General features: G+C 61.5%; 21 protein-coding genes and 1 tRNA gene. 2 read left to right on the forward strand and 20 right to left on the reverse strand.

The window, feature by feature from the left end; all coding sequences use genetic code 11:
• Positions 1–3 precede the first annotated feature (3 nt).
• Positions 4–333, forward strand: coding sequence for a manganese efflux pump (locus tag DW870_RS09535; protein ID WP_255414986.1), 330 nt, complete (start codon positions 4–6; stop codon positions 331–333).
• A 20-nt stretch (positions 334–353) separates the two neighbouring features.
• Positions 354–581: a manganese efflux pump gene (locus tag DW870_RS09540; protein ID WP_369831627.1), complete on the forward strand. Its 228-nt coding sequence runs from the start codon at positions 354–356 to the stop codon at positions 579–581.
• A gap of 80 nt (positions 582–661) precedes the next feature.
• On the opposite strand, the gene DW870_RS01180 is transcribed toward DW870_RS09540, so the two are convergent.
• From DW870_RS01180 to DW870_RS09445, 20 genes are all read right to left on the reverse strand, one after another.
• The gene (locus tag DW870_RS01180) at positions 662–2119 is read right to left on the reverse strand and encodes an aminoacyl-histidine dipeptidase (RefSeq protein WP_117876643.1); all 1458 of its coding nucleotides are present in this window, start codon (positions 2117–2119) and stop codon (positions 662–664) included.
• Positions 2120–2333: 214 nt separating this feature from the next.
• The gene (locus tag DW870_RS01185) at positions 2334–4976 is read right to left on the reverse strand and encodes an ATP-dependent Clp protease ATP-binding subunit (RefSeq protein ID WP_117848034.1); all 2643 of its coding nucleotides are present in this window, start codon (positions 4974–4976) and stop codon (positions 2334–2336) included.
• 197 nt (positions 4977–5173) lie between these two features.
• Positions 5174–5863, reverse strand: a complete 690-nt coding sequence (locus DW870_RS01190) for a TetR/AcrR family transcriptional regulator (protein ID WP_117848032.1) — start codon at positions 5861–5863, stop codon at positions 5174–5176.
• The gene (locus DW870_RS01195) at positions 5847–10286 is read right to left on the reverse strand and encodes an acyl-CoA dehydratase activase (protein WP_117876645.1); all 4440 of its coding nucleotides are present in this window, start codon (positions 10284–10286) and stop codon (positions 5847–5849) included. Before DW870_RS01195 ends, DW870_RS01190 begins: the two co-directional genes overlap by 17 nt.
• Before the next feature lie 281 nt (positions 10287–10567).
• The gene (locus DW870_RS01200; protein WP_117848029.1) at positions 10568–11116 is read right to left on the reverse strand and encodes a DUF2798 domain-containing protein; all 549 of its coding nucleotides are present in this window, start codon (positions 11114–11116) and stop codon (positions 10568–10570) included.
• Between the two features lie 311 nt (positions 11117–11427).
• The gene (locus tag DW870_RS01205) at positions 11428–12996 is read right to left on the reverse strand and encodes a threonine/serine exporter ThrE family protein (RefSeq protein WP_225093848.1); all 1569 of its coding nucleotides are present in this window, start codon (positions 12994–12996) and stop codon (positions 11428–11430) included.
• 365 nt (positions 12997–13361) lie between these two features.
• Positions 13362–15326 (reverse strand): lysine--tRNA ligase, encoded by a 1965-nt coding sequence (gene lysS / locus DW870_RS01210; protein ID WP_117848026.1) that lies wholly within the window; start codon positions 15324–15326, stop codon positions 13362–13364.
• A gap of 79 nt (positions 15327–15405) precedes the next feature.
• Positions 15406–15876, reverse strand: coding sequence for a transcription elongation factor GreA (greA, locus tag DW870_RS01215; RefSeq protein ID WP_006234960.1), 471 nt, complete (start codon positions 15874–15876; stop codon positions 15406–15408).
• A 106-nt stretch (positions 15877–15982) separates the two neighbouring features.
• Positions 15983–16258, reverse strand: a complete 276-nt coding sequence (gene tatA, locus DW870_RS01220; RefSeq protein WP_022094895.1) for a twin-arginine translocase TatA/TatE family subunit — start codon at positions 16256–16258, stop codon at positions 15983–15985.
• A 112-nt stretch (positions 16259–16370) separates the two neighbouring features.
• Positions 16371–16447: transfer RNA gene (locus DW870_RS01225), tRNA-Pro, on the reverse strand.
• Between the two features lie 49 nt (positions 16448–16496).
• Entirely contained in the window at positions 16497–17393 is an 897-nt protein-coding gene (gene ispE, locus DW870_RS01230; protein ID WP_233506163.1) for a 4-(cytidine 5'-diphospho)-2-C-methyl-D-erythritol kinase, read from the reverse strand.
• A 2-nt stretch (positions 17394–17395) separates the two neighbouring features.
• Positions 17396–17692, reverse strand: coding sequence for a Veg family protein (locus DW870_RS01235; protein ID WP_006234957.1), 297 nt, complete (start codon positions 17690–17692; stop codon positions 17396–17398).
• A gap of 128 nt (positions 17693–17820) precedes the next feature.
• Positions 17821–18267, reverse strand: coding sequence for a D-aminoacyl-tRNA deacylase (dtd, locus tag DW870_RS01240; RefSeq protein WP_117848025.1), 447 nt, complete (start codon positions 18265–18267; stop codon positions 17821–17823).
• 3 nt (positions 18268–18270) lie between these two features.
• The gene (gene rdgB, locus DW870_RS01245; protein WP_117848023.1) at positions 18271–18912 is read right to left on the reverse strand and encodes an RdgB/HAM1 family non-canonical purine NTP pyrophosphatase; all 642 of its coding nucleotides are present in this window, start codon (positions 18910–18912) and stop codon (positions 18271–18273) included.
• A 145-nt stretch (positions 18913–19057) separates the two neighbouring features.
• Positions 19058–19783, reverse strand: coding sequence for a ribonuclease PH (gene rph / locus DW870_RS01250; protein WP_117848021.1), 726 nt, complete (start codon positions 19781–19783; stop codon positions 19058–19060).
• 54 nt (positions 19784–19837) lie between these two features.
• Positions 19838–20722: a glutamate racemase gene (gene murI / locus DW870_RS01255; RefSeq protein WP_117848019.1), complete on the reverse strand. Its 885-nt coding sequence runs from the start codon at positions 20720–20722 to the stop codon at positions 19838–19840.
• A gap of 51 nt (positions 20723–20773) precedes the next feature.
• On the reverse strand, positions 20774–21685 hold the full coding sequence (locus DW870_RS01260) for an HAD family hydrolase (protein ID WP_117848017.1): 912 nt from the start codon (positions 21683–21685) through the stop codon (positions 20774–20776).
• Positions 21686–21792: 107 nt separating this feature from the next.
• Positions 21793–23355 carry a Mur ligase family protein gene (locus DW870_RS01265; RefSeq protein ID WP_117876647.1) on the reverse strand — a complete coding sequence of 521 codons (1563 nt, stop codon included), beginning with the start codon at positions 23353–23355 and terminating at the stop codon, positions 21793–21795.
• A gap of 112 nt (positions 23356–23467) precedes the next feature.
• Entirely contained in the window at positions 23468–25348 is a 1881-nt protein-coding gene (asnB, locus tag DW870_RS01270; RefSeq protein ID WP_117848014.1) for an asparagine synthase (glutamine-hydrolyzing), read from the reverse strand.
• A 3-nt stretch (positions 25349–25351) separates the two neighbouring features.
• The coding region (locus DW870_RS09445; protein ID WP_233547369.1) for a hypothetical protein at positions 25352–25532 on the reverse strand (181 nt) is incomplete at its 5' end.

The following is a 25532-nucleotide window of genomic DNA, read 5'->3' on the forward strand; positions in this document are numbered from 1 at the left end:
ACTATGGGACTCGCAGAGCTTGTGTTGCTCGCTATCGGCCTTTCTATGGACGCTTTTGCCGTATCCATCTGCAAGGGCCTTGGCATGAAAAGGATCAACCTTAAGGTCGCCGTGATACTCGGCCTGTTCTTTGGCGGTTTCCAGGCCGGCATGCCCGTAATTGGGTGGGCCCTTGGTAGCCAGTTCATGGGCATCATCAGCCCCATCGACCACTGGATCGCCTTTATCCTGCTCGCCTTTATCGGCGGCAAGATGCTGTGGGAAGCCTTTACTGAGGACGAGAACGAAGGCGACGGCAAGGATGCCGAAAAGATCGACCTGGCGAATATCTAATCCTTGCCATCGCCACCTCGATTGACGCGCTTGCCGTGGGCATCTCGTTTGCCGCGCTCTCGGTCGATATCGTTCCCGCCGTGTCGCTCATTGGCATCACGACCTTTGTCTTCTCCGTTGCCGGCGTAGCGATCGGCCACACCTTTGGCGCGCGCTACGAAAAGCCCGCCACCATCGTGGGTGGCGTCGTGCTCGTCCTCATCGGGCTTAAGATCTTGCTTGAGCATCTGGGGATTCTCGCACTGTAACGAATAACGGCCGCCCGGCATTACGCCAAGCGGTCGTTTTCATAGCCAGCCGTTTTAGAGCGGCTTAACTAAGGCGACCTTTACGCAGCGAGGCGCTTGAGGACATCGATGAGCAGCTCGTAGAAGCGCTCGGCAGAAGCGAGCTCCATGCTCTCGTCCGGGGTGTGGACATCGGAGAGCGTCGGACCCACGGCGATGGCGTCCAGGCCGTGCAGGGCCTCGGCAAACAGGCCGCACTCAAGGCCGGCGTGAATGGACTCGATGCGCAGCTCGGAACCAAAGAGCTCGCGATAGCTCTCGACGAAGACGTCGCGGACCGGCGAATGCTCGGCATAGCTCCAGCCGGGATACTCGAACTCGAACTTGGCGTCGAAGCCCAGGACATCGGCCAGCGTCTGCAGACGGTCCTTGAACTCGTTCTGCAGCGAGGTGATCGAGGAGCGCGGGGACAGCATGATCTTGACCTCGTCGTCAGAGGTGGCAACCACACCGATGTTGGAGGAAACCTCGACGGAGCCGTCGGTGGCGACGTTGCGGCGGATCACACCGTTGGGGGCAAGACGCAGGGCGCGGATGAGGGCAAGCGCGGACTTCTGGTCCATGGCCTCGACCTCGGCGTCGTCGGCAATCTCGACGGTGCAGGTAAAGCCGGGGTCGAAGACCTCAAGCTCGGCGGTGACGTCGGCGATGATGCCCCTTGCGATCTGGGCCGCGGCCTCGGCGGCAGCGTGGTCGACGTAGACCAGAACAGCCTTGCACTCACGGTTGATGGCGTTGTCCTTGGTGCCGCCGTTAAAGCTAACGATGGCGGGCTCGCCGGCGACCATCAGGCGGTCGATGATGCGGGCCATGATGAGGTTACCATTGCCGCGCTCCAGGTGGATATCGCTGCCGGAGTGACCGCCCAGCAGGCCGGAGATGTCGAGCGTGAGGGTGCTACCGGTCTTGTGCTCGCGCACGATCGGGCAGGCGTAGGTAACGACGACGCCGCCGGCACAGCTGACGGTGGCAACGCCCTCTTCCTCGGAGTCGAGGTTAATCATGGTGCGGGCGCTAATCTGGGACTTGTCGAGCGTCTCGGCGCCGACCAGGCCAGTCTCCTCGTCGGTGGTGAACACGCACTCGAGGGCGGGGTGAATGATCGAATCGTCATCGAGAACAGTGAGCATCAGAGCGACGGCAATACCGTTGTCGGCGCCCAGAGTGGTGCCGTTAGCGGTGAGGACGCCGTCCTTGACGACAAGGTCGATACCATCAGTCGTAAAGTCGTGCTCAACGGAGCCCAACTTGTCGCACACCATATCGATGTGGCCCTGCAGCATCACGGTCGGGGCATTCTCGGCACCGGCAGATGCGGGCTTGCGAATGATGACGTTGTAGACCTCGTCCTGGTACACATCGAGGCCGCGCTCCTTGGCAAACGCGACCAGAAAATCGCTGATGCCCTTCTCGTTGCCAGACCCGCGGGGGATCGCGCTGACCTCCTCAAAGAAATGGAACAGCTGGGCGGGCTCGTAGCCGGTAATCTTGTAGTCCATGGTGCCTCCTTGGCGCAACTGGTTAGACAGTAAGACATGCGACTTGTATATTCCCAGACTTTGCGTGCATAAACCAGTCGAAAACGCCGAGCGCCCTCGCATCATCGGCTAACGGTGGACCGCATAGCGTAACGGTCACAGTTACCGCAGCTCTACAAATCGAGGCGCCCTTTCCGGAGCGCCTCGATTGCGCGTATCAAATTGTCGCCACGCCCTACAGCGCGCCGGAACCGGCTTGCATCATGCCGCCGGGGCCCGAGCTCACGCCACTGCTCACAGGCGCGGCGTTTCCGGTGTGCGGCGCCGCCGGAGCGGTATCGCCCCCGAGTGCACCCGCCGGACGCGGCGCCGGAATCTCACCCGTGCCGTGGCTAAAGACAAACTTGCCGTCGACCACGTCGCACAGGACGGTATCGCCCTCGCCCCACTCACCGGCCAGCAGCTCCTCGGACAGCGGATCCTCGATGAGCTTTTGGATGGCACGACGCAGAGGACGCGCGCCGTTGGTGAGGTCGGTACCCTCCGCCACAATCTTGTCGTAGGCCGCATCGGTAAGCTTGATGTTCATGCCGTTTGCGATCAGGCGCTGGCGCAGATCGTCCACCAGCAGGTGCGCAATCTTGGTCAGGTTCTCGCCCGAGAGCTTCTGGAACACCACAATATCGTCGATACGGTTGAGCAGCTCGGGGCGGAACAGGCGCTTGAGCTCGCCCATCGCACGGCCCTTGATCTCGCTCGACGTGAGACTCTGCTCGCCGGTGGTGCCAAAGCCAACGCTCGCATCCTGCGCGATCTCGCGGGCGCCCACGTTTGACGTCATGATGATCACCGTATTGCGGAAGTCGACCGTCTTGCCCTGGCTATCGGTCAGACGGCCCTCCTCCAACACCTGCAGCAGGATATTGAAGATGTCGGGGTGCGCCTTCTCGATCTCGTCGAACAGCACGACCGAGTACGGGTGACGGCGAACAGCCTTGGTGAGCTGGCCGCCCTCGTCGTGGCCCACATAGCCCGGGGGGCTACCGATGAGCTTGGAGACCTCGAACTCACTGCCAAACTCCGACATATCGAAGCTGATGAGCGCGTCCTTGCTGCCAAAGAGATACTCGGCGAGCGTCTTGGCGAGCTCGGTTTTGCCCGTGCCGGTGGGGCCCAGGAAGATAAAGCTGCCGCCGGGGCGACGCGGGTCCTTGAGCGGCGAGCGGCTGCGGCGCACGGCCTTGGCAACGGCCTCGACGGCCTCGTCCTGACCGATGATGCGCGTCTTGAGCACGCTTTCGGCCTGCAGCAGGCGGCGGCTCTCGCTCTCGGTGAGCGAGGACACCGGCACGCCCGAGGTCACGGACACGATGTCGGCAATCTGGGAGACATCGATGGTGAGCGGGCTGGCGTCGAGCTCGGCCGTCCAGGCAGCCTTGGCCTCGGCGAGCTCAATCTCGGCAGCCTTTTGCTGCTCGGTGATCTCGGCGGCCTTGTTCATGTCGTCGCTCTCGGTGGCCTCCTGCGCGGCGGCCTTAAGCTCCTCCACGCGATGCTCGGCCTCGCGCACCGGCTCGGGCGCGCGGTTGGCGGCGATGCGGGCGCGGGCGCCGGCCTCGTCAATGAGGTCGATGGCCTTATCGGGCAGGAAGCGATCCTGGATGTAGCGGTCGGAGAGGTTCGCGGCGGCCTCGATAGCACCCTGCGTATAGCGCACATGGTGGTGCTCCTCGTAGCGCGGCTTGAGCGCGGTCAGGATCTTGACCGTGTCCTCGACGCTCGGCTCCTCGACATCGATGGTCTGGAAGCGACGCTCGAAGGCCGGGTCCTTGGTGAGGTACTTGCGGAACTCCTCGGCCGTGGTGGCACCGATGATCTGGAAAGCACCGCGTGCGAGAACGGGCTTGAGCATGGAGCTCGCGTCGATGGAGCCCTCGGCAGAGCCGGCACCGATGATGGTGTGCATCTCGTCAATAAACAGGATGACGTCGTCAGCTTCGGTGGCCTCCTGGATCACGTTCTTGAGGCGCTCCTCAAACTCGCCGCGATACTTGGCGCCCGCCACGAGGCCCGGCAGGTCGAGCGTCCAGATATTCTGGTTCATGAGGTTCTCGGGCACGTTGCCGGCTGCAATCTGCTGAGCCAGGCCCTCGACGATGGCCGTCTTGCCCACGCCGGGGTCGCCCAGAATGAGCGGGTTGTTCTTGGTGCGGCGCGAAAGAATTTCCATCATACGCTGGACTTCCTTTTCGCGACCAATTACAGGGTCGAGCTCGCCGTCGCGCGCCTTCTGCGTGAGGTTGGTCGCGAACTGCTTAAGCGTATCGGTGCCACCCCCCCTTTGCTGAGAGGTATCCGAGCCGCTAAAGAACGGCAGGCCCGCACCGGGACGACCAGCACCGGCGCCGGCGAGCGGACGCTTCTTGTCCTGGTCCTTGGCGGTGAGTTTCTCGATAGCCTTTTTGATGGAGGCGGACGACACACCCAGGCGCATGAGGATGTCCATGGCCATGCCGTTGCCCTCTTCGACGATGCCGATCAGCAAGTGCTCGGTCGACACGTAGGTCTGGTTGTTCTCGCGCGCCACGCGGAATGAACGCTCCATCACGCTAATGACGAGCGGCGTAAAGGCGAGCTTGGCCGCCTCGGTCTCCTCACTGGGCTCGGGAACCGTGGTCTGGACCTCTTTGAGAGTATCCATGATGTCATCATAGGAGATGTCGAGCGAACGCAGCGCCTCGGCGGCAATGCCCTCGTCCTCCTTGGCAAGCGCGAGCAGCAGGTGCTCGGTGCCCACCTTATTTGAATGAAGATCGAGCGCTTCTTGCTTGGCCATGGACATGACCTTACGCGCACGATCGGTAAAACGGTCTAACATGCTAGTTCCTCTTAGACGAGCTAGTTTTTTCAAACGCAAAGCGCCGCCCCGCGGCAGCGCTTTGGTCTCTTTACCCATATGGAGTATATGTTAACAGCTGGAGGAATATCTATAAACCCGGCTCACATGAATGCAGGTTATGACCGCATCGCGGGACTCACCGCGCGATGCGCGACGGGCGCCCCGCAAGAGAAACCCTAGACGTCTTTCACCACGTCGGGACTCGTCGCACGCGATGCGCGATAGGCATCGGCCTCCTTGGAGACGCGTTCGAGCAGCTCGGATGTATCGACGCCCTCGACTTGCGCGACCGTTTCAACCGTCTGCATGGCGACCGCCCTCAGGTACGCGCACGCGCTGTCCCCCAGCTGCTCGAGGTCTATCTCCTCGCCGCCCTCCCGGGCAAAGCCGACCGCCATCACAAAGCCCATGATGCCCGAGACCAGAAAGCCCACCGCAAAGCTCGAATCTGCCTTGAGCTCTTCTCCGTCGGGGTGGACGATCTCTCTCACGCGGTCGATGATGATCGTATGGATGCCCTGCTCGACCTGCTCGGCGGCACCCGCCCTCATGGTGATGACGATGCGCCGCAGCAGGCAGCGGACGTCGCGCCGGTCGAACGCCGAAAGGTCGCCCTCGCTCGAAAAATGCCAGAGGGCATCGGTGATGAGCTCGTTATCCTGCAGCAGCTGGGCTATGGCGATGGCGACGAGTTCATCGAAATCGTGAAAATAGTAGTAAAACGTTCCGCGATTGCACTGGGCGGCGCGGGTCACCTCGCCAACCGACAGCTCGAAGATGCTGTTGTTCTCGATGAGCTCCCAAAACGCCTCGATGATACGGGTGCGTGCATCGGGCGCATCGGCGTCCTTACGCGGTCTCGCCATGCGCCTCACCGCACCCCTGCGCCTTGGCGTTCATGATGAGCATCTGAAGACGGTTCTCCACGTTGGCGAAGCTCACGTCGGGATCGTAGTCGAGCGGCAGGAACTGCGCCGTGGGATACTGCTCCTTGAGCGCATGGATGAGCCCGCGCCCCACGACATGGTTGGGCAGACACCCGAACGGCTGCAGGATCACGAAGTTGCGGCAGCCGCGCTTGGCGTGCTCGAGGATCTCCGCCGGAATCAGCACGCCCTCGCCCGCATCGAACGTATGGTGCAGGATCTTATCGCTCGCGCGCACGAGCTCGGGCATGCGCGTCGGCGGCTCGTAGAGCGGGCTCGCCGCGCCCAGGCGGTCGCAACGGTCGTGCGCGAGCTCGAACAGGTTGTCCGCCGTGGCGTACCAGGCCTTTTCGGGCAGCGACAGGTCGACGTGGAACTCGCGCGACTGCGCATGCTTGTAGAAATAGGTCTTGCGGATCACGTCGGTCATGCGCGCCTCGATGACCTCGAGCCCGTTGTCCTCGAGGTAGCGCTCGATCTCGTGGTTGGCGCCGAGATGGAAATTGAGCAGGTACTCGCCCACGATGAGAACGGTCGGATGCGGGTTCGAGCGGTCGTACGGAACGGCGTCCATGATCGCAAGCGCGCGTTTGAAGCCCGTCGCCTGGCCTCTCAGCCCCGAGCGCTCCATGCCCTCGATAACCTCATCGAGCGCGCGGTCGAACGCAGCGTCCGCCGCGCCCTTCTCGAGCTCATAGGGACGGATGCGCCTAAGCATGGCCTCGAGGGCATCGATCATGGGAAGACCGTAGGCGATCTGGATGCTCGGGCCAAGGCCGAGCTTGAAGCCCGGATGCGCATTGTGGGCATCGACGTCGTCGTTGGTGAGCACCGGGACATAGTCGTATCCCGCGTCGTCGAGCGCGCGGCGCAGCAGGGGCATGTAGTGCGTCAGGCGGCAGTCGCCGATATACTTGCCAGTCACCACGGCGACGTCGTGCGGGTCGTACTTACCGCTCTTGAGTGCCGCGAGCGCCTCGCCGATCACGATTTGCGCGGGGAAGCAGATGTCGTTGTGCACATAGCGTTTGCCCAGGCGGATGGCATCCTCGCGCCCGATATCAAGGGCCTCGGCGCGCACGCCCTGATTGCGCATCGCCGCGGTCATGAGCCTGCAGAACGCATGGGAGGTGTTGGGGACCAGCGCGATCTTGTCGTGCCGGTCGCGCTTGGTGTACTTGACCTTATACGGGTCGTCGAGCGGATGGACCGCGTGCACCCGGGCGCCCTCGGCACGCTCTTCCGCGCGACGACGGTTGACCGACTCGATAAACGAACGCACGCGAATGCCCATGGGACCGGCGACGTCGCTCTCATCGAGCTTGATCATCATCGGAACCTTGGAGCCCATCTCGCCCATCATGCGCGCGATCTCGTCGGTGAGATACGCATCGTGGCCGCAGCCGAAGCTGCCCATCTGCACGAGCTCGAGCTCGGGCGTCGATGCGACGATGACCGCGCACGACAGCATGCGCGCATGGTAGTTGTTCACGATGTCGATGCGGCTGTTGGAAAGATCGACGTTGCAGACCCCCGGCACCGCATCGGGCGTCAGCACGGGGATGCCGCGCTCAGAGAAGAGCTTGGGCAGCCCGTGGTTGACCAGCGGGTCGTTGTGGTACGGGCGCGAAGCGATCACCACCGCGTAGCCGCCGTCCTCGCGCACGTTCTCGAGCACCTGCCTGCCGCGCAGCTGCAGCTGGTTCTCAAACGTCTCCTGCGCGCGGTCCGCCTGCTCGGTCGCCTTGGCAACCAGGTCGGCATCGATATCGAAGGTCTCCTTGCACCACGCCTTGAGCTGGCGGTTTCGGTCGCCCTCGTCGTACCAGTGGAACAGCGGCGTATCGAACGGAACGCCGAAACGCTCCTCCGGGTTATCGGAATTGCGCATCACGTAGGGGTATCCCTTTACGACGGCGCACATCCACTCGCTGGTAGAGGCGGTGTTTTCGGTGGGCACCGTCGTGATGATGGGCATGAAGATGCGGTCGACGCCGGCGTCGACGAGATTGCGGATGTGCCCGTGGACGAGCTTGGCCGGGAAGCACACGGTGTCGGATGTGACGTGCGCCAGACCGCGCTCGTACATCGCCTTGGTGCTGCGTCCCGAGACGCGCACCTTAAAGCCGAGCGTGCTGAAGAACGTCGACCAGAACGGCATGGTGTCCCAGAACTCGAGCACACGGGGAATGCCGATCGTGACATCGCGCCCCCCGCAGACGGGAACCGTGGGGTACGACTCGAACAGCAGCTTCTCGCGGTCGACAAAGAGATTGGGGGCAGCCGCGGTCCGGTCGCGCCCCGTGCCGGGTGCCTGTGCCTCGCAAGCACCCTGCGGACGCAGCTCCTCCGCCGCGGGAACCTCGCGCACGAGCTCATCCCATGAGATGGCGCCGCCGCGCGGGCAGCGATTGCCCGTGACGTAAAGCGAGCCGTCGCCAAATGCCACGACCGCGCGCTGGCAGCGGTTGTTGCACCGACGGCAGGTAACGCCGCCGAACTCGCGATGCTCGAAGCGCTCCACGGCATCGAGCCCGATAAACGACGTGCCGGCGTCGCCCTTGCGGCATTCCTCGCGCGCGAGCAGGGCGATACCGATAGCGCCCATCAGCCCCGGGTGGGGCGCACGCGTGACGGGTTTGCCCAGATACTGCTCGAATGCGCGCAGCACCGCGTCGTTTCGGAACGTGCCGCCCTGGACGACGACTTTGTCGCCCAGACGGTTGAGATTTGAAACGCGAATGACCTTGGTGAACACGTTCTCGATAATCGAACGGCAGAGACCGGCCATGATGTCGCCCGGACCCTTACCGCGCCGCTGCTCGGAAACGACGCTGCTGTTCATGAACACCGTGCAGCGGCTGCCGAGAACGGCGGGGGCTTTGGACGAAAATGCCTCGGTCGCGATATCCTCAACGGCTATTCCGAGGTTTTTGGCAAAACCCTCGAGGAACGAGCCGCAGCCCGCAGAGCACGCCTCGTTGACGACGATATCGGTCAGCACGCCGTGGTTGAGCCAGATGGCCTTCATATCCTGTCCGCCGATGTCGAGCACGAAGGTCGCATCGGGAACGCATGCGCACGCGGCGCGGGCGTGCGCGACCGTCTCGACCGTATGGTAGTCGGCGTGGAACGCGCGCGCGAAAAGCTCCTCGCCGTATCCCGTGGTGCCCACGGCATCGATCGCAAGCGTGACTCCCGCTGTCTCCCAGCGGTTCTTCAAGCTGACAAGACCCTGTTGGGCGACGTCGAGCGGTCTGCCGTTATTAGACGCGTAGAACGAATCGACAAGCTCACCCGCCTCATCGACCAGGGCGAACTTGGTCGTCGTGCTCCCCGAATCGATACCGAGCGCCACACGCACCGTCTCTCCGGGCGCATACGCATCCGGACCCTTTGCCGGCGTCTCTTTGCCATGGCGTGCCGTAAAATCCGCCTGCTCGGCAGGTGTGGCAAAAAAGGGCTGGGCAAGACGTCCCTCCCCGCTTGCGGGCGCGACCGTCTCGAGCTTATCCAGCCGGACAAAAGCGTCGGGAAGGTCGATCGGTTGGGACGATGCGAACATGTCGGTCAGCGACAGGGCGGCACCGCGCGCGACCATGATCTGCGGATCGCGCGGGACGATAACCTGATCGTCCGATAGATTCAGTTGCTCCCGGAACACGCGGACCAGTGTGGGGTTGTAGGCGAGCGTACCGCCCTCGAAGATTACCGGCGGCTCGATGTCGATACCCTGGGCCAGACCGCCGATCGTTTGGCGGGCGACCGCGTGAAGCGCCGAAAGCGCCAGGTCGGTGGCAGGAATGCCCTCGTTGAGCAGCGGCTGGATATCGGTCTTTGCGTACACGCCGCAGCGGCCCGAGACCTCGTGGACGGTCGTTCCCCGGCTTGCGAGCTGCTCGAACTCGCCCGATTCGGTGCCGACCCCCATGAGCTTTGCCATCTCGTCGATAAATGCACCGGTACCGCCTGCGCACGAGCCGTTCATGCGCATGTCGGCAACCTCGATGTCTCCCTTATCGTTGGTGCGGAAGAAGATCATCTTGGCGTCTTGGCCGCCCAGCTCGATGGCGCAGCGCGTCTGCGGATAGAACCTGCTGATCGCGAGCGCGTTGGCGACCACCTCCTGAACGTACGAGGCGCCCAGCGCGGTCGCGATATCGCGCGCACCCGAGCCGGTCACCGCAACGCGCAGCGACTCATGGGGAAAGCGCTCGGCGAGCTCGCCGAGCATGGCGCGCACGCTCGCTGTCTGACACGCCCCGTGGCGGCGATATCCCCACCACGCCTCGGTCATATCCTCGTGCATCGCGTAAACTTTGGTCGTCGTCGACCCTACGTCCAGTCCTACTAGCAACGCCATAATGCTCCGTCTCTCGCATTTTTCCCGCTAGAGATATACCACTCTACGTAATACAACAGACTGTTGTATTTAAACTCCGTATAAAAAGCGGCTGCCGAAACGCTTCAGCAGCCGCCGAATGCACCAACAGATTGTTCTGCGCGCTAGCACGTCGGGCAACGGAGCAGCACGGGCCCTCCGGTCATGCGCACCGCTCACGCCCGCGATGTCGCCGAGAGAGCTATCCACGCTTAGGGCTCCAACCAAGCAAGTCGCCCGCGCTCAGCAGATCCCTAAGCGAGCTACTCGCACTCAGGAGCCATAGCCTGCTCCAAGAGCTCGGCATGCTCCTCCTCGAAAACCGTCCCCACAGGGAAGGCGCGACGGAAGACGAAGCGGGAAATCGGACCGGCTACCAAAAGGTTCCACGGCAGCGCCATCACAAAATTATGCGGGATGTTGATCATCCAGATCGCGGGCACGGAATACAGGTTCGCAAGGATGCCGCCGGGCATGTGCGTCAGACCCTCACAGGCACCGTACAGCGACATGATGATGACCATGGGAACGACCATGCAGGAGCTGACGGCGAGCGTCATGGCAAGTGGCGAGCTCTTGCCCGGCGTGACCAGGAATTTAAAAGCGAAACCCTTGGCAAGGGGACTGGCAACAAACCAGTCGCAGCACATGGCAAAAATGTAGGCAACGGGGAAGCCGAGCCACGCGGCGGCAACAACCTCGCCGTTGATGGCCCCATGCTGCAGGGCAACGTTGTAGATGCTCATCCAGAGCACCATGCAAAAGCACATGATAAAGGTGAACAGCAGGCTCTCCCGTTTGTTGATAGGCATAAAGGGCAGATTCCTCTCTGTGTTGTACCGCGGCGCCACGCAACAAAAACGGGCGGGCAAGATGGAGCTGTTGGGACTTCATCTCGCCCGCCCGTGTTACGCGCGTCTGCGACTACTTATGTGGTGGAACTACCCTAACACGAACGGCGCGCGCTTCGTAAGCGTTGAGTTTGTGGAGATGCAGGGCACCAAAACCCCCGACCCCATAAGTTGCGGTGGAATACGGACTGTTTTGACCCTTTAAGCAACAATTCAGTCCCTATTTCACCGCAACTCATTTGGTGCAAAGTAACCTGTCCCCCTTGTACCAATTAGCTGGTGTGGCGCCAGCGAGGGTCGGTGAGCGTACGCGCCACACCCAGTCCAACGGGCAGAAACGCTACGATGAGCACTGCGCGCACAAACCAGCCGAGCATATTGACCGTGTCGAAGGTGCACATGTAATACATCGAGCGATACAGATACAAGCCCGGCACCATAATGACAATCGAAGGCACCGTGAGGGCGATGCGCGGGTAGGTGAGCTTGACTTCAGCCAAGCTTGCGAGCAGCCCCGATACCAGCGCGCCGATAAACGCTGCTGCCTCGGGAGGCATTCCCGTGCTGAGGCCCAGGAAGGGAATCATCGTCGGCGCATCGACAAGGGTCAGACGCAGGGTATTGGACACGGCGCCGATCAACCCAGCTGCCGCGGCCATCTTTACCGGGCTGTTGAACATCACCGAGAAGCCGAATACGCCAACGAAGCTCATCACCACGCGCAGGAGCGTAAGGGCAAGCGGCGAAAGGCCCAGTGGGGCAAAGTCGTCCGGCGCCAGGCCAACACACTCGGCAACCATCCAACCTACGAGGGTCGCCATCACAATAATCGATACGGCATATGAAAGGCGCTCGATACCGCTTCGCATGTCGAGCTTAGCGATGTCGAGGCCTGCCGTAATGAGTGGAAAGCCGGGAATCACAAAGAGCATGGCGCCGATATAGCCTTCTTGGTGCGACATTGCCCCCGGTATGACCTGGCCAAGGCCGAGCAATGCCAGCAGATACGAAACGCAAGCGAGCGCAACGCCGGTCGTCAGCGCGCTGAACTGACCAAGGCCTTGCTTGAGAATATGGGAGCGGGCAAAGTTGCCGACACCCGCGCCCACGAACGCGCAGGCCATCTCGATAGGGCCGCCGCCGAGCAAAAAGACGAAGGCGCCGCAAGCACAGGCTGCCGCAAGGCCCTGTTGCCAGGGAGAGTAATCAGGCTTTGAGCTCTCAACGGTCCTGAGCATCTCGTGATACTCGTGTACCGTGAAGCGACGACCATAGGTCTCGATTTCCTTGAGGAAACTCTCCATCATCCAAATGCGATGGGTATTGACTCCCGTTGTGGGCAGGCTGACAACCTCGTTAAAGCAGTGGCCATCTTCGATGCAAGTGCACTCAAACGACAGAAGACTCAGGTCGACGTGAATCGTGACGCCGAGTACGGCAGCAACACGATTCATGGTATCGCGCACGCGCCAGGCACCTGTTCCGCTTGCCAGCATAAGCATGCCGGTGCGGCAGATGATGGATGACTTATCGGTGAGTGGCGCATCGACGGCAAGCTCATCGCCTGCCGTCACGATCTGGTGCCAGTCAGTTTTCATATGGAGCGCGCCGGCACGAACGCCGTGGTGCATGGGGGCTCTCGAAAGCAGCGAGTCAAGGCGCGAAGGCTGTGGGGGCTCCGCTGATCCGACCTCGTCCTCGTCGGGCTCTTCATCAATAAGGTCGAAAGTATCGAGCGCCGCCGGCTCGCGACGGTCGATCAATTCCTCGTCCTCATCATCAAAGTAGTTGAACTGATCGAGCATGTCCTCTTCGATTGCACGCTCGCTCGCGTCGTCCATATAGACGCTCCCTTCCTGCCGACTAACCCCCATCCTAGACAGCAACGGCTAAAGGAAACATAAAAGAGACGACTGTCACGCGAGCCATGTGCGCAATATCCGTTGGGCAGTCGTCTCCCTTGCACCAATAGCTTGACAAGGACTGTCCCCAAGTGCCGGCAGAAAAGGAACGTCCCTAAGTGCCAACCAGGGCAACACCGCAGATAGAGGACGGACAGCGAGCGACGTCCAGGGCGAACAAGTTGGCATGAAAAAGGCAAGGCATAGACCTTCTGGTCATGCCTTGCCTTTTGAATGACAAATTGTCGCCCTGGGCGGCGCGCAGCGTCAACTGGTTACGCGGGTTGGTAAACCCGCGTAACCCCCTAGTACATCTTTGCGCCGGCAGGGATGGAGGCGTCGAGCTGGATCAGGTTGAGGCGCTCCTCGCCCTCCTCCTCGTGGACAGCGCTGATCAGCATGCCGCAGCTGGGAATACCCATCATCTTGCGTGGAGGCAGGTTGGTAATGGCGAGCAAGGTCTTGCCGACCAGGTCCTCGGGCTCGTAATAAGCGTGAATACCGGAGAGGATGGTGCGGTCGGTACCGGTACCGTCGTCGAGCGTAAAGTTCAGCAGCTTCTTGGACTTCTTGACGGCCTCGCATGCCTTGACCTTCACAGCGCGGAAGTCGCTCTTGGAGAAGGTATCAAAGTCGACGAACTCCTCAAACAGCGGCTCAACGGCGATCTTGGAGTAATCGAGCGTGGGCTTAAGCGACGTAACGAACGGGCTCGCGGCGTTGCCGGCCTCGGCAGCCTTGGCGGCAGCGGCACCGGACTGGAAACCCTTCTCGGGCTTCATGTGCGGGAACAGCAGCACGTCGCGGATAGAAGCCTGGTTGGTGAGCAGCATGACCACGCGGTCGATACCAATGCCAATGCCGCCCGCGGGAGGCATACCGTACTCGAGGGCGCGCACGTAGTCCTCGTCGTACTCCATGGCCTCGTCGTCACCGCCGGCCTTCTCGGCCATCTGGGCGGCAAAGCGCTCGGCCTGGTCGACCGGGTCGTTGAGCTCGGAGAAAGCGTTGGCGTACTCGTGGCCGGCGATGACCAGCTCAAAGCGGTGGGTCAAACGCGGGTCGTCCTCAAAACGCTTGGCGAGCGGGCTGACCTCGATGGGGTAATCGCACACGAACGTCGGGTTAACGATGGTGTCCTCGCCCAGCTCATCGTAAATCTCGGCGATGATCTTGCCAGCAGTCCACTCGGGCTTGATCTCCAGGCCCTTCTCGCGCGCGGCGGCAGCAAGCTCCTCGACCGGCGTGTCGATGGTGACCTGCTTGCCGAGCACGTCGGAGACGATGTCGGTCATGGGACGGCTGGCCCACTCACCAGAAAGGTCGATGGTCTGGCCCTGGTACTCGATGACCTCGGGGTTGCCGATGGCCTTGTTGGCAGCCTTGATGACACCTTGGGCGAGTGCCTTCATGCCCTCGAGGTCGGAGAAGGCACGGTAGGCCTCCATCGTGGTGAACTCGGGGTTGTGGGTAAGGTCCATGCCCTCGTTACGGAAGATGCGGCCGATCTCGAACACGCGCTCAAAACCACCGACGATGCAGCGCTTGAGGTGCAGCTCGGTGGCAATACGCAGGTAGCACTCCTGATCGAGCGCGTTGAAGTGGGTAATGAACGGCTTGGCAGTAGCGCCGCCTTGGATGGTCTGCAGGATGGGGGTCTCGACCTCCATGTAGCCGTCGGACTCCATAAAGCGACGGAAGGTGGAGAGAATCTGCGAACGCTTACGGAAGGTCTCGCGAACGTCGTCGTTGGCGATCAGGTCGACATAGCGCTGGCGATAGCGGGTCTCCTTATCGGAAAGACCGTGGAACTTCTCGGGCAGCGGACGAACGGCCTTGGCAAGCAGGGTCGCGCTCTTAGGGGCAACGGAAAGCTGGCCACGCTGGGTGCGCACGACCACGCCGGTCACGCCCAGGATGTCGCCCAGGTCGAGGGCCTTGAGCGTACTCCAGGCAGCCTCGTCCATGTCGTTGATGCGGCAGAACAGCTGAATCTCGGCAGTCGCATCGCGCACGACGATGAACATGATCTTGCCCTGACCGCGCTTGGCGACCACACGGCCAGCGATCTTCACGACGTCCTCGGTGTCCTCGCCATCGGCAAGCTCGGCGTACTTAGCCTCGATATCGGCGACGTAGTCCTCAAGCTCAGAGTGCTCGGGATAGGGGTTCTGGCCCGCCTCGAACAGGGCGGCGCGCTTGGCCAGGCGGGTGGCGCGCTCGTCGTTGAGCGTCGATGCCTGATCGGCGGCGTTCTGGTTCTCTGCCATAAGTTAGCTCCTCAAACTAAAACGCTCCCCAGGATTCGGTCCCAGGGAGCGAAAACATACCTTTACGCGGGACCGTGGTCTAGCGTGCGATCTTGGCGATGGTGTAGACGCGAGTCTTGCCGGAAGGCGTAACGACCTCGACGGAATCACCCTCGCCGTGACCGATGATGGCGTGACCGACCGGAGACTCGTTGGAGATCTTGTGCTCGAGCGAGTTGGTCTCGGTGGTACCGACGAGCGTGACTTCCATGACCTCGCCGTTGGGATCAATCAGCGAAACGGTGGAACCGATGGAGACGGTCAGGTCGCCCGTGGTGGCAGCAACCTGAGCGTTGGCGAGGATGGCCTGGATCTCGGCAATACGAGCGGCGTTCTGGGCCTGCTTGTCCTTAGCGGCGTCGTACTCGGAGTTCTCCGAAAGGTCGCCGAACGCGCGGGCTTCCTTGATGTCCTCGACGATCTCCTTGGCGTAATCGCCCTCACGCCAAGCGAGCTCCTCGACGAGCTTCTGGCGGCCCTCAGCGGTCAGTACGATCTGGCTTGCGTCCATACGGATATCTCCCCAACTCTGATCAAACAATCAACTGTCAACAAAACGAAAAAGACCGGCTAGCCTGCGGGCAAGCCGGTCAGGTGCTCACCCCAAAGGGATGGGACTACTCTGCGTCCGCGTCGCTGTCCTCTGCCTGCTTCTTCTTGGCAGCAGCGAGCTTGGCCTCGAGCTCAGCGATCTCCTTGTCCTCCTCGGACTGCTCGACCACGACCTCCTCGGCCTGCTTGGTCTCGGCCTTATCGTCGCCCTCCATACCCTCGCGGATATTCTTGACGGTAGAGCCGAGGGACTTGCCGAGCTTCGGCAGGTTCTTGGGCCCGAAGATAATCAGGACAACGACGAGAATAATGATGAGCTCAGGAGCCCTCAGTCCAAACATGTAGACCTCCACAATACAGCGAGACAAGCTCGAATGAGTATACCGCGGGTATCGCGGTATCACAACACTAGCTAAAAAAAGGGACCGCAAGAAGCGGTCCCTCCTCATGCTCTGGTCGGGTTGACTGGATTTGAACCAGCGACCCCTGCGTCCCGAACGCAGTGCTCTACCAAACTGAGCCACAACCCGTTAGCTCGACTATAGTAACAAAGATTTTCGTCGTGTGCTAGAGAAATTTTTATTTCTTTGGCGCGTCGATTTGAACCGTGTTGGGAATAAGCTCAGTCGCGCAGGCCCACCAGCCATTTTGCTGGGCAGCATCGGCAAGCCTTTCGGCCGTGGCAGCGGTGTCGCAAATGGCAAACGAGCAGGCACCCGATCCGCACACATCTACAGCAACGGTTCCGTCCTGTTTACGCAGCCAGTCGAGGACCGTTTGAATCTGCGACTCCATCTGTGCGGAAATGACACCAAGGTTGTTATGGATGAGCGCATATGCCGTCTCAGCATCACCAGCACGCAAGGCAGAAGCTATCGCGCCGGGCTCGTCCGCAGGCACCGGGGCCTCGTCAAAACGTCGATAGGCTTCAATTGTCGAAACGCTTGCCTCGCGCGGCTTGACCAGCACGACGGGCGTCGCGGGCAGCGCGGGGTACTCAGTTGCCAGCACGTCTCCCCCGCCTACGTAGAACGCAGGACTCGCGTGCAAAAAGAACGGGACGTCAGCACCAATGCCCCGCGCAATGTCGTCGAGCGCCGGGTCGGTGCGATCAATGCCCCAGAGCTCTGCCAAGGCGACAATGACCGCGGCCGCATCCGTCGAGGGGCCGCCCAAGCCGGCGCACAATGGAATGCGCTTCTCAATCGTCACGCAGATGTTTGCCTCGCGACCATAATGCTCGGCCATAGCAACCGCAGCCCGATACGCCGTATTCTTTTGCATGGGAAAATCTGATGCTGGAACCGTCTGGACGGTCAGCGCCTGCGACGGCGTGACCGTCACGGTATCGGAAAGACCGACGGCCGCCATCAGGGAATCGACCCTGTGGTAGCCGCGGTCATCGCGCTCGGTATGAACCCCCAGGTAGAGGTTAATCTTTGCCGGCGCGGAAAGAGTCAGGGACCGATCGGTCACCGTTAATGCTCCTCGAGCTGATTGCCGAGCGGGGTAAAGATGTGCTCGCCGCTCTCGGGGTCGAACAGCTCGACCTGACCGGTGAGCACATCGATATACTGGTAGGACTGACGCGACTTGCGGCCGCGACGCTCGTCGACCTCGACAATGAAGACGGCCGGGTGGACGCTCTTGATGGTGCCCATGCGCTCGACGACGCGGGTACGGCCCATGTTGGCCTTAACCTTGACGCGATCGCCCACCATATCGGTCAGCTTCTCGTGGATGTCGTCGACGTGATTGACTTCCATCTCTTCCATGAACAGGGCCTCCAGAAGGTGCAATTCAAAAAGGGGATAATACCCCTAAGATAGACAAAACTCTAATACTATAGCACCCTGTTGTGGCCATACGCAAGTAGCTAAAAACCCGGTCCCAAATTGATTACTTACAGACTATCGGTGTCCAAGACGATGGTGAATGGGCCGTCGTTGACCAGGTCGACCTTCATGTCGGCGCCAAAGATACCGTGCGCCACATGCTCAACGTCCTCGCGCACAAGCGTCAAGAAGTACTCGTAGAGCTCGTTGGCGACATCGGGGGCGCCGGCATCCGTAAACGACGGACGGCGGCCGTGGCGGCAGTCGGCAAACAGCGTGAACTGCGACACCACGAGTACCTCGCCGTCGACATCGGCAAGTGCCAGGTTGGTCTTGCCGTTCTCATCCTCGTTGATACGCAGCCCGCGGAGCTTGCCCCACAGCTTGTCGGCCTCGGCACGCGTATCGCCATGGCCCACACCCAGCAGCACCAGGTAGCCGCGTCCAATGCGACCCACGCACTCGCCGTCGACCGTCACGCCGGCGTTGAGCACGCGCTGCACCACCGCGCGCACGGCCTACTCCTCGCCCGTCAGTTTGGCGGATAGGTGCTCGAGCGCATGGAATCGATGGCTGATGGCGTTCTTCTCGTCCGCCGTCAGCTCGGCCATGGTCTTGCCCGGCGTGTCGACCGGCAGGAACAGCGGGTCATAGCCAAAGCCGTGATCGCCGCGCCCCTCGTGTGCGATAGTGCCCTCGCAGGCGCCCTCACCATAGGTGACCAAACCGTCCGTGTCGATGAGTGCAACGACGCTCATAAAGCGCGCGGTGCGATCCTCGTCGGCCACGCCTTCCAGGTTAACGAGCAGCTTGGCGTTGTTGGCGGCATCGTCGCCATGCACGCCCGCATAGCGCGCGCTATACACGCCCGGCTCGCCGTCCAGGGCATCAACGACCAAGCCCGAATCGTCGGCAATGGCCATGAGCCCCGTCTCCTCGACCGCAGCCTGCGCCTTGATGATGGCGTTCTCCAAAAACGTCGTGCCGTTTTCCTCGGGGTCCTCAAAATCGCCCAGCTGACCGAGCGCCACAAAGCGTACCTCGGGCATGACCTTGCCCAAAATGACCTCGATCTCGGTGAGCTTATGGGCGTTGCCGGTTGCCACGACGATGGTCGCCGCCGGGTCGAGGGTGTCGATGTCAATCTTCTCAAGTGCCATAGCTGGCCTCCTTGTCTCTATAGCAATGCCGTGTTGAGGACGACGAGGACCTCGGCCTCTCTCCCCTCTCAATCAACGGCAGTCTTATACTTCGACGTTTTCCCAGATAAAACCTACCAAAATAAACCTGTCCCTTTTTGGTAGGTTAGGCGAGGGCTTGGCGCTGGAGCTCGATGAGCTCGGCGATACCCTTGTCGCCCAGGTCGAGCAGGGCGTTGAGGCGTTTGCGGTCGAAGGGCGCCTGCTCGCCAGTGCCCTGGAGCTCGATCATCTCACCAGTGTCGGTGGCGACGAGGTTCATGTCGACCTCGGCATGGCTGTCCTCGGAATAATCCAAGTCGAGCAGAGTGTTGCCGTCGACAACGCCCATGGAGATGGCAGCCACCTGGCCGATAAGCGGGATGCGCTCGATCTTGCCCGCCTCGACCCACATGGCGAGGGCGTCGTGCAGCGCCACCCAGGCACCGGTGATGCTCGCTGTACGCGTGCCGCCATCGGCCTGAATCACATCGCAGTCGACGGTGACGGTGTACTCGCCGAGCGCCTTCATGTTGACGACGGTACGCAGGCTGCGGCCAATGAGGCGCTCGATCTCCATGGAGCGGCCCTTGCGGTTGGCGTGCTCGCGCTTGCAGCGCTTGCCGGTCGACGCCGGCAGCATGGCGTATTCCGCGGTCACCCAGCCGGCCTTAGCTCCCTTTCGCCAGCCCGGCACGCCCTCCTCGATAGTGGCGGCGCACAGCACGCGCGTGTCACCGAACTCGGCCAGACACGAGCCGTGAGCGTGCTTCATGACGCCACGGGTGAGCTTAACGGGGCGCAACTCGTTGGCGGCGCGACCGTTGGCGCGGTTGACCTGCATGTACTCCATAGAAATATCCTTTCGGCAAAAGATGAGGCGAAGGCTTTGGCGGCTGCCTTACATCTATTTCAGCTCATCGATATCGATATGTTCGATGCTCTTGAGCGGCTGACCAAAGATAAAGCTGCCCGCCACCGCAAACTCGGCAATGTTATCGGCCGTCGTGGCAAAACGATGCTGCGGCTCGGCGGCGTCGCCCGCCAGCTGCTCGCGGCGCGTGAGGATATCGGTCAGCTCGCACGTGGTCTCCTCGGCGGAACTCACGACGCGCACCCCAGGCCCCAGCGCATGGCGGATAGGTCCCACCAACAGCGGAAAATGTGTACAGCCGAGCACCACGGTATCGATACCGTGGTCGCGCAGCGGCTCAACCGTGGCACCCACCAGCGCACGCACGGCAGGCGTATCGAAGATGTCCTCGTTCTCAAGCCACTGTTCCTGCAGATGTGCACCCGAGGCGAGCTCGTGTTCGACAACCTCGACAAAGCTCGAGGCAGGACAGCCGTATACATCGACGCCGGCATCTAGATCCTGAATGGCGCGCGTGTAGGCGCCCGAGCGAATAGTGAGGTTGGTGGCGAGCACGCCCACCCGGCGCGTGCGGGTGCTGTTGATTGCCGCACGGGCACCCGGCGCGATCACGCCGATCACAGGAACGTCGAGCACCTGCTGGGCCAGACGCAAGGCCGCAGCAGTCGCCGTATTGCAGGCGATGACCATAATCTTGACGTCGTGCTTCGAAAGCCAACGACCCGCCTGCAACGCAAACGAGCGCACCTCATCCTCGGTGCGCGTGCCGTAGGGGCAGCGTTTGGTGTCGCCAAAGTAGTAGACGGACTCGTGCGGCAGCGCCGTCGCGATGGCGCGCGCAACCGTCAGACCGCCCAAACCAGAATCGAACACGCCAATCGGGCGCGTGTCGCCTGCCGGATTCTCGATATCGGACATTACCTCACCAGTCTCTCTCGAAAAGACATGTCCAAGTGCGGCGGCGCCGCGCTACGAACGCGCCGCGACCAGCAGCTCTGCCGTCGCCGCCCAACCGTCGACAATTTTGCCGCGCGTAACGAAAGCGTTCTCGCAAGCAGCCAGGAACTCGGGCGCGCCGGCGCTCGTCAGGCCATTCTCGACCAGGCAGAACGTGCCCACGTGATCGGCCATGTAGAAGTCGGACTCGGAATCGCCGAGCGCGAGCGTCTCCTCGCGCTCGATCCCCAGGTGCTCGCAGAAGCGCGCGATGGCAACGCCCTTGTTGAGACCCGCGGGGTTGATGTTGAATGAGCGACCGTCCTCGACGCGATCGAGCTCGAGCGTCGTCGGCTTGGACAGGTGAGTCAGATGGCCGTTGCAAGCCCAGATCAGACCGCAGCCGGCCTCGTCCAGGATGGCCTGAACCTCATCGTCGGGCACATCGCCGCGCATGCCGACGGTGACCTCACGGTATTTGTAGCCGGTCGACATGTCGTTGTGATACTCGATCTTGTGCGGCCAGCGGGCGAGGATCTTCTCGCACACGCCGGTCTGCTCGATCACCTGGTGCGGCGTGAGGCCGCAAGAGGAGTCGTAGGGCATGTCGCCGGTCAGATACTCCCAATCGTTGGCTTTGAGGTCGTACATGACCAGGCCGCCCATCTCGCCGATGTAGGAGTTGAGACCGAGCACGCGCGCGTCCTCGTGGATCATGGTACGGTTGCGGCCCGAGGTGGGAACCACCTGAATACCAGCGCGAGCGAGCGCCACGACGGCCTCGACGAGTTTGGTCGAGGGGTTGCCGTCGTTGTCGCGCAGCACGCACGAGCCGGGTGCGAGCATCGTGGCATCCAGGTCGGTAAAGACGTACTTGACCTTGGCCAAGCGCTCGCGCATCTCGCCCGAAAGCTCAGCGACGGTCGGCAGGGTATTGTGGGACATGGTTACTCCGTTTACGTAGAAGGGTTTGGACTTGGACGGCATGTTTTGATTGAGGGAACACGCTTATGGCGACAGCGCACTCAGGGCGCCGCCGCCATCATGGTTCATTAGTCAAACTGGGTAACATCGATCAGGCGATTGGCCAGCGAAAGGTCGCTCTCGATGGGCACGAACTCGTCGCCCACATGCATGAGCTCCTCGTCACCCTTCGCCAGCAGCAAGACAATGGTGGGAGCATCGGGGTTGACGTACTCCTCGCGCGCCGCCTTGAACGCCGCATGCACAGCGGCTTCGCGATCGAGGATGATCTTGTTCGGCGTATCGTCGGGAACATGCTCGGCAAGCTCGCGACAGACCTTCATCGGGTCCTCGTGAGCTGGATCCTCGTTGGCAAAGATCATCAGGTCGGAATATGGTGCGGCCTCGCGCGGAAGCTGCTCGCGACGCTCCTGCGCCTTGCCGCCGGCAGCGCCAAACAGCGCAATGACGGGACTAGCGGGAAACGCGCGCTTAACCGACGAGAAAAGCGAGCGGAACGAAAGCTGGTTGTGCGCGTAGTCGACGACACAAATCACGCGGCCGTCCTTCGACTCCACGACCTCCATACGGCCCGGCACACGCAGTTTGGAGAGGCCCTTCTTGATGGCCTCGATACCGATGCCGATCTCGCGCGCGGCGGCGATAGCGACCAGCGCGTTCTCCACGTTAAAGTCTCCCGCGATGCCCAGCAGGATCTTCTCCCCCGCCTCGGACTCGTCGGCACACAGGCCATGCAAGTTGAACTCGATGCTAAAGCCGACCATGCGTACATCGCTCGCCCACAGGCTTGCCTCGGGATGCTCGACGCCAACGGTCACCAAGCGCTCGGCCGTCGACGCTGCCTCCAGCACACGGTCGACCTCTTCGATGCCCAGATTCACCACGGCGGTCTTTGCCTGGTCAAAGATCCTGAGTTTGCTCTCAAAATAATCCTCAAACGTGGGGTGTTCAATCGGTGAGATGTGGTCACGGCCGATGTTGAGTAAGCACGCCACGTCAAACGGCAGATTCTCGACGCGTTGGTACTTGAGCGCTTGGCTCGAGACCTCCATGACCATGGACTGGCGACCGGACGTGCGGCAGTTGGCGATATGGCGCCAAACCTCGGGGGCCTCGGGCGTGGTGTTGGTGCTCTCGTAGCACTCGATACCATCGTCGGTACTCACCGAGCCGATCATGCCGCAGGACTCGCCCGCCGCCTTGATGATGGACTGGAGCATAAAAGCGGCCGTGGTCTTTCCCTTGGTGCCGGTGATGCCCACGATCTTGACGTCGTGGTCGGGACGGTCGTAGACCTCCGGCGGCAACAAGGCCATGGCCGTGCGAACGCTGTCCACGACCAGCATCGCAGCACCGCTCTCCTGCGCCAGCGGCTCCAGAGACTCGACCAGCGACTCCTCGCACACAAATGCGACGGCGCCCGCATCGAGCGCCATGCGCAAAAACGCGGGCTTAAAGGCAGCACCTTTGCAGAAGAACACGTCACCTGCCGAGACCGCGCGCGAATCAAACGAGCAGCCGGTCACGGCACGCTCGTCAACCTGCTCTGATGCGCGCAGCTCGCCGCACACATCGAGCAGCTTGGCAAGCGTATCGACCGTGGTCACGGTCGCGGAATCCGAATGGTGCATCTTTCACCTTTCTCAGCCATTTGGCAGGGACGGTTTTTATAGTAACTGAAACGCACCCACGCAAAAACGGCTCCCGGAGGAGCCGTTACGCGCAGGCGTTCGTAAGCCGAGGCTAGGCAGCCTGAACAGAAGGCTGGCCCTCGTCGATAAAGAAGCGCTTGTACCACACTAGGAACACGAGCGGCGTATAGATCTTGCGCTGGAAATCGCCCTTGCCCGCAAAGTGCAGATCGAGCAGGCGCATGAGCTCGTCGGTATCGAAGAACTCGCTTGCCCACGGCGCGGTGAAGTACTCCTTGACATAGTCGTACCACTTTTGCTCGCGCAGCCAGTAGACAATCGGCACCGGGAAGCCCACCTTGGGACGGGTGGCCCACTCATCGGGCAGCGACTTGTTGGCAGCGTGGCGGAGTACCTGCTTGTTGCCGTTCTCGTTGATGCGGTAGCGATCGGGAATGTGCTCGGCGAACTCCATGACTTTGCGGTCCAGGAAGGGCACGCGCAGCTCCAGTGAGTGTGCCATGCACATCTTGTCGGCCTTGAGCAGAATGTCGCCCGGGAGCCACATGTTCATGTCCAGGTACTGCTTCTTGACCAGCTCGGGCTGACCCTTCACGCGCGCATAGATGGGAGCGGCAAGCTCGAAGGCACCATCGCCGGTGTTGTACTCGGGCTTGAGCACGTCGTCGACCTCGCGCTCCGGCCATACCAGAGCCTGTCCCAGGAACGACTTCTCGGGGATCTCGGCACCCTTGACCAGGAAGTTATGTCCCTTGAAGTACGGCATATGCAGCGCCAGGTTACCGAGCGCGCGACGGACGGGCAGCGGCACCATCTTTTTGTACTTGCGCACCGGGACCGTATCCTCGTAGTAGGCGTAGCCGCCAAAGAGTTCGTCGGCGCCTTCGCCCGAAAGCACCACGGTGACGTCCTTGCGGGCCATCTCGGCCAAGAACCACAGCGGCACGGAAGACAGGTTGGACTGCGGCTCGTCCATGTGATACTGGATGTCCTCGAGCGCACCGAAGAACTCGTCGGCGGTAATCATCTTGCGAACGTTTTCGACGCCGAGCTTATCGGAAAGCTCCTTGGCGTAGTTGGTCTCGTTGAAGTTCTTGTAGTCAAAGCCCACCGAGAAGGTCTTGTCGGGCATGAGGCAAGCGGCGATGTAGCTGGAGTCGACGCCACCGGAGAGGAACGACGCGACCTTGACGTCGGCGATGCGATGGGCCTCGACGCTCTCGTGCACGACCTCGTCCAGCTCATCGACATACTCTTCGAACGGCTTCTCGACGGCAGAGTAATCGCAATCCCAGTAACGCTCGATGTTCATCTTGCCGGTCGGGATATCGACGGTAAAGTAGTGCGCCGGCGGCAGCTTGTAGACACCCTCGAAGAAGGTCTCCTCGGTTGCCGAATACTGCAGCGTCATGTACGGACGCAGAGCCTTTTTGTTGACCGCCTTGTGGAAGTGCGGGTAGTCCAGGAAGCTCTTGATCTCGGAACCAAAGAGCACGCCCGGAGCGCCGTCGCCCGCATCGGCCATGGGATAGTAGTAGAGCGGCTTGATGCCAAAGATGTCGCGGGCGCCAAAAAGCTTGTTCTTCTTTTTGTCCCAGATGACGAAGGCGTACATACCGCGCAGGCGATCGAGAACGGCCTCGCCCCACTCCTCGTAGCCGTGCAGGAGGCTCTCGGTGTCGGCGCCGCAGTGGAACTTGTAGCCCTTGGCCTCGAGCTCGGAACGGAGTTCTTGGAAGTTGTAGATCTCGCCGTTAAAGACAATGACGACGCTGCCGTCCTCGTTGGCCATGGGCTGAGCGCCGGCCTCGGTCAGGTCGAGGATCGACAGGCGGCGGAAGCCCAGGGCAACGCGGCCGTCGATAAACTGACCGCCCATGTCGGGACCGCGATGGACGATGCGGTCCATCATCTTGGTGAGCACCTCGGATTGGTTATCCGTCCCACCGACAAAACCGACAAAACCGCACATATACTATCCCCTCTGCTGTTGCTGGGCATCAAATCGAATCAGTAGCTTTTGAGTATACCCGAGGGCGTAAAGAGGGGCGGAATGTTCAGGCAATCTCAACTGAATCAGCTCCGCTGTGACACGCGGGTTGATTTTCAATCTCAACGCAACAGCCTGAACGGGCCCCGCGTTTCCGCAGCTAGCG

The sequence above is a fragment of the Collinsella sp. AM38-1BH genome (assembly GCF_003467545.1).
Taxonomy (GTDB): domain Bacteria; phylum Actinomycetota; class Coriobacteriia; order Coriobacteriales; family Coriobacteriaceae; genus Collinsella.

What these genes read in the sequence shown, in the direction of transcription:
- DW870_RS09535 (WP_255414986.1), top strand. Translation starts at nt 4, where the DNA reads ATGGGACTCGCAGAGCTTGTGTTGCTCGCTATCGGCCTTTCTATGGAC.
- DW870_RS01180 (WP_117876643.1), bottom strand. Translation starts at nt 2,119, where the DNA reads ATGGACTACAAGATTACCGGCTACGAGCCCGCCCAGCTGTTCCATTTC.
- DW870_RS01185 (WP_117848034.1), bottom strand. Translation starts at nt 4,976, where the DNA reads ATGTTAGACCGTTTTACCGATCGTGCGCGTAAGGTCATGTCCATGGCC.
- DW870_RS01190 (WP_117848032.1), bottom strand. Translation starts at nt 5,863, where the DNA reads ATGGCGAGACCGCGTAAGGACGCCGATGCGCCCGATGCACGCACCCGT.
- DW870_RS01195 (WP_117876645.1), bottom strand. Translation starts at nt 10,286, where the DNA reads ATGGCGTTGCTAGTAGGACTGGACGTAGGGTCGACGACGACCAAAGTT.
- DW870_RS01200 (WP_117848029.1), bottom strand. Translation starts at nt 11,116, where the DNA reads ATGCCTATCAACAAACGGGAGAGCCTGCTGTTCACCTTTATCATGTGC.
- DW870_RS01205 (WP_225093848.1), bottom strand. Translation starts at nt 12,996, where the DNA reads ATGGACGACGCGAGCGAGCGTGCAATCGAAGAGGACATGCTCGATCAG.
- lysS (WP_117848026.1), bottom strand. Translation starts at nt 15,326, where the DNA reads ATGGCAGAGAACCAGAACGCCGCCGATCAGGCATCGACGCTCAACGAC.
- greA (WP_006234960.1), bottom strand. Translation starts at nt 15,876, where the DNA reads ATGGACGCAAGCCAGATCGTACTGACCGCTGAGGGCCGCCAGAAGCTC.
- tatA (WP_022094895.1), bottom strand. Translation starts at nt 16,258, where the DNA reads ATGTTTGGACTGAGGGCTCCTGAGCTCATCATTATTCTCGTCGTTGTC.
- DW870_RS01235 (WP_006234957.1), bottom strand. Translation starts at nt 17,692, where the DNA reads ATGGAAGAGATGGAAGTCAATCACGTCGACGACATCCACGAGAAGCTG.
- rdgB (WP_117848023.1), bottom strand. Translation starts at nt 18,912, where the DNA reads ATGGCACTTGAGAAGATTGACATCGACACCCTCGACCCGGCGGCGACC.
- rph (WP_117848021.1), bottom strand. Translation starts at nt 19,783, where the DNA reads ATGGAGTACATGCAGGTCAACCGCGCCAACGGTCGCGCCGCCAACGAG.
- murI (WP_117848019.1), bottom strand. Translation starts at nt 20,722, where the DNA reads ATGTCCGATATCGAGAATCCGGCAGGCGACACGCGCCCGATTGGCGTG.
- DW870_RS01260 (WP_117848017.1), bottom strand. Translation starts at nt 21,685, where the DNA reads ATGTCCCACAATACCCTGCCGACCGTCGCTGAGCTTTCGGGCGAGATG.
- DW870_RS01265 (WP_117876647.1), bottom strand. Translation starts at nt 23,355, where the DNA reads ATGCACCATTCGGATTCCGCGACCGTGACCACGGTCGATACGCTTGCC.
- asnB (WP_117848014.1), bottom strand. Translation starts at nt 25,348, where the DNA reads ATGTGCGGTTTTGTCGGTTTTGTCGGTGGGACGGATAACCAATCCGAG.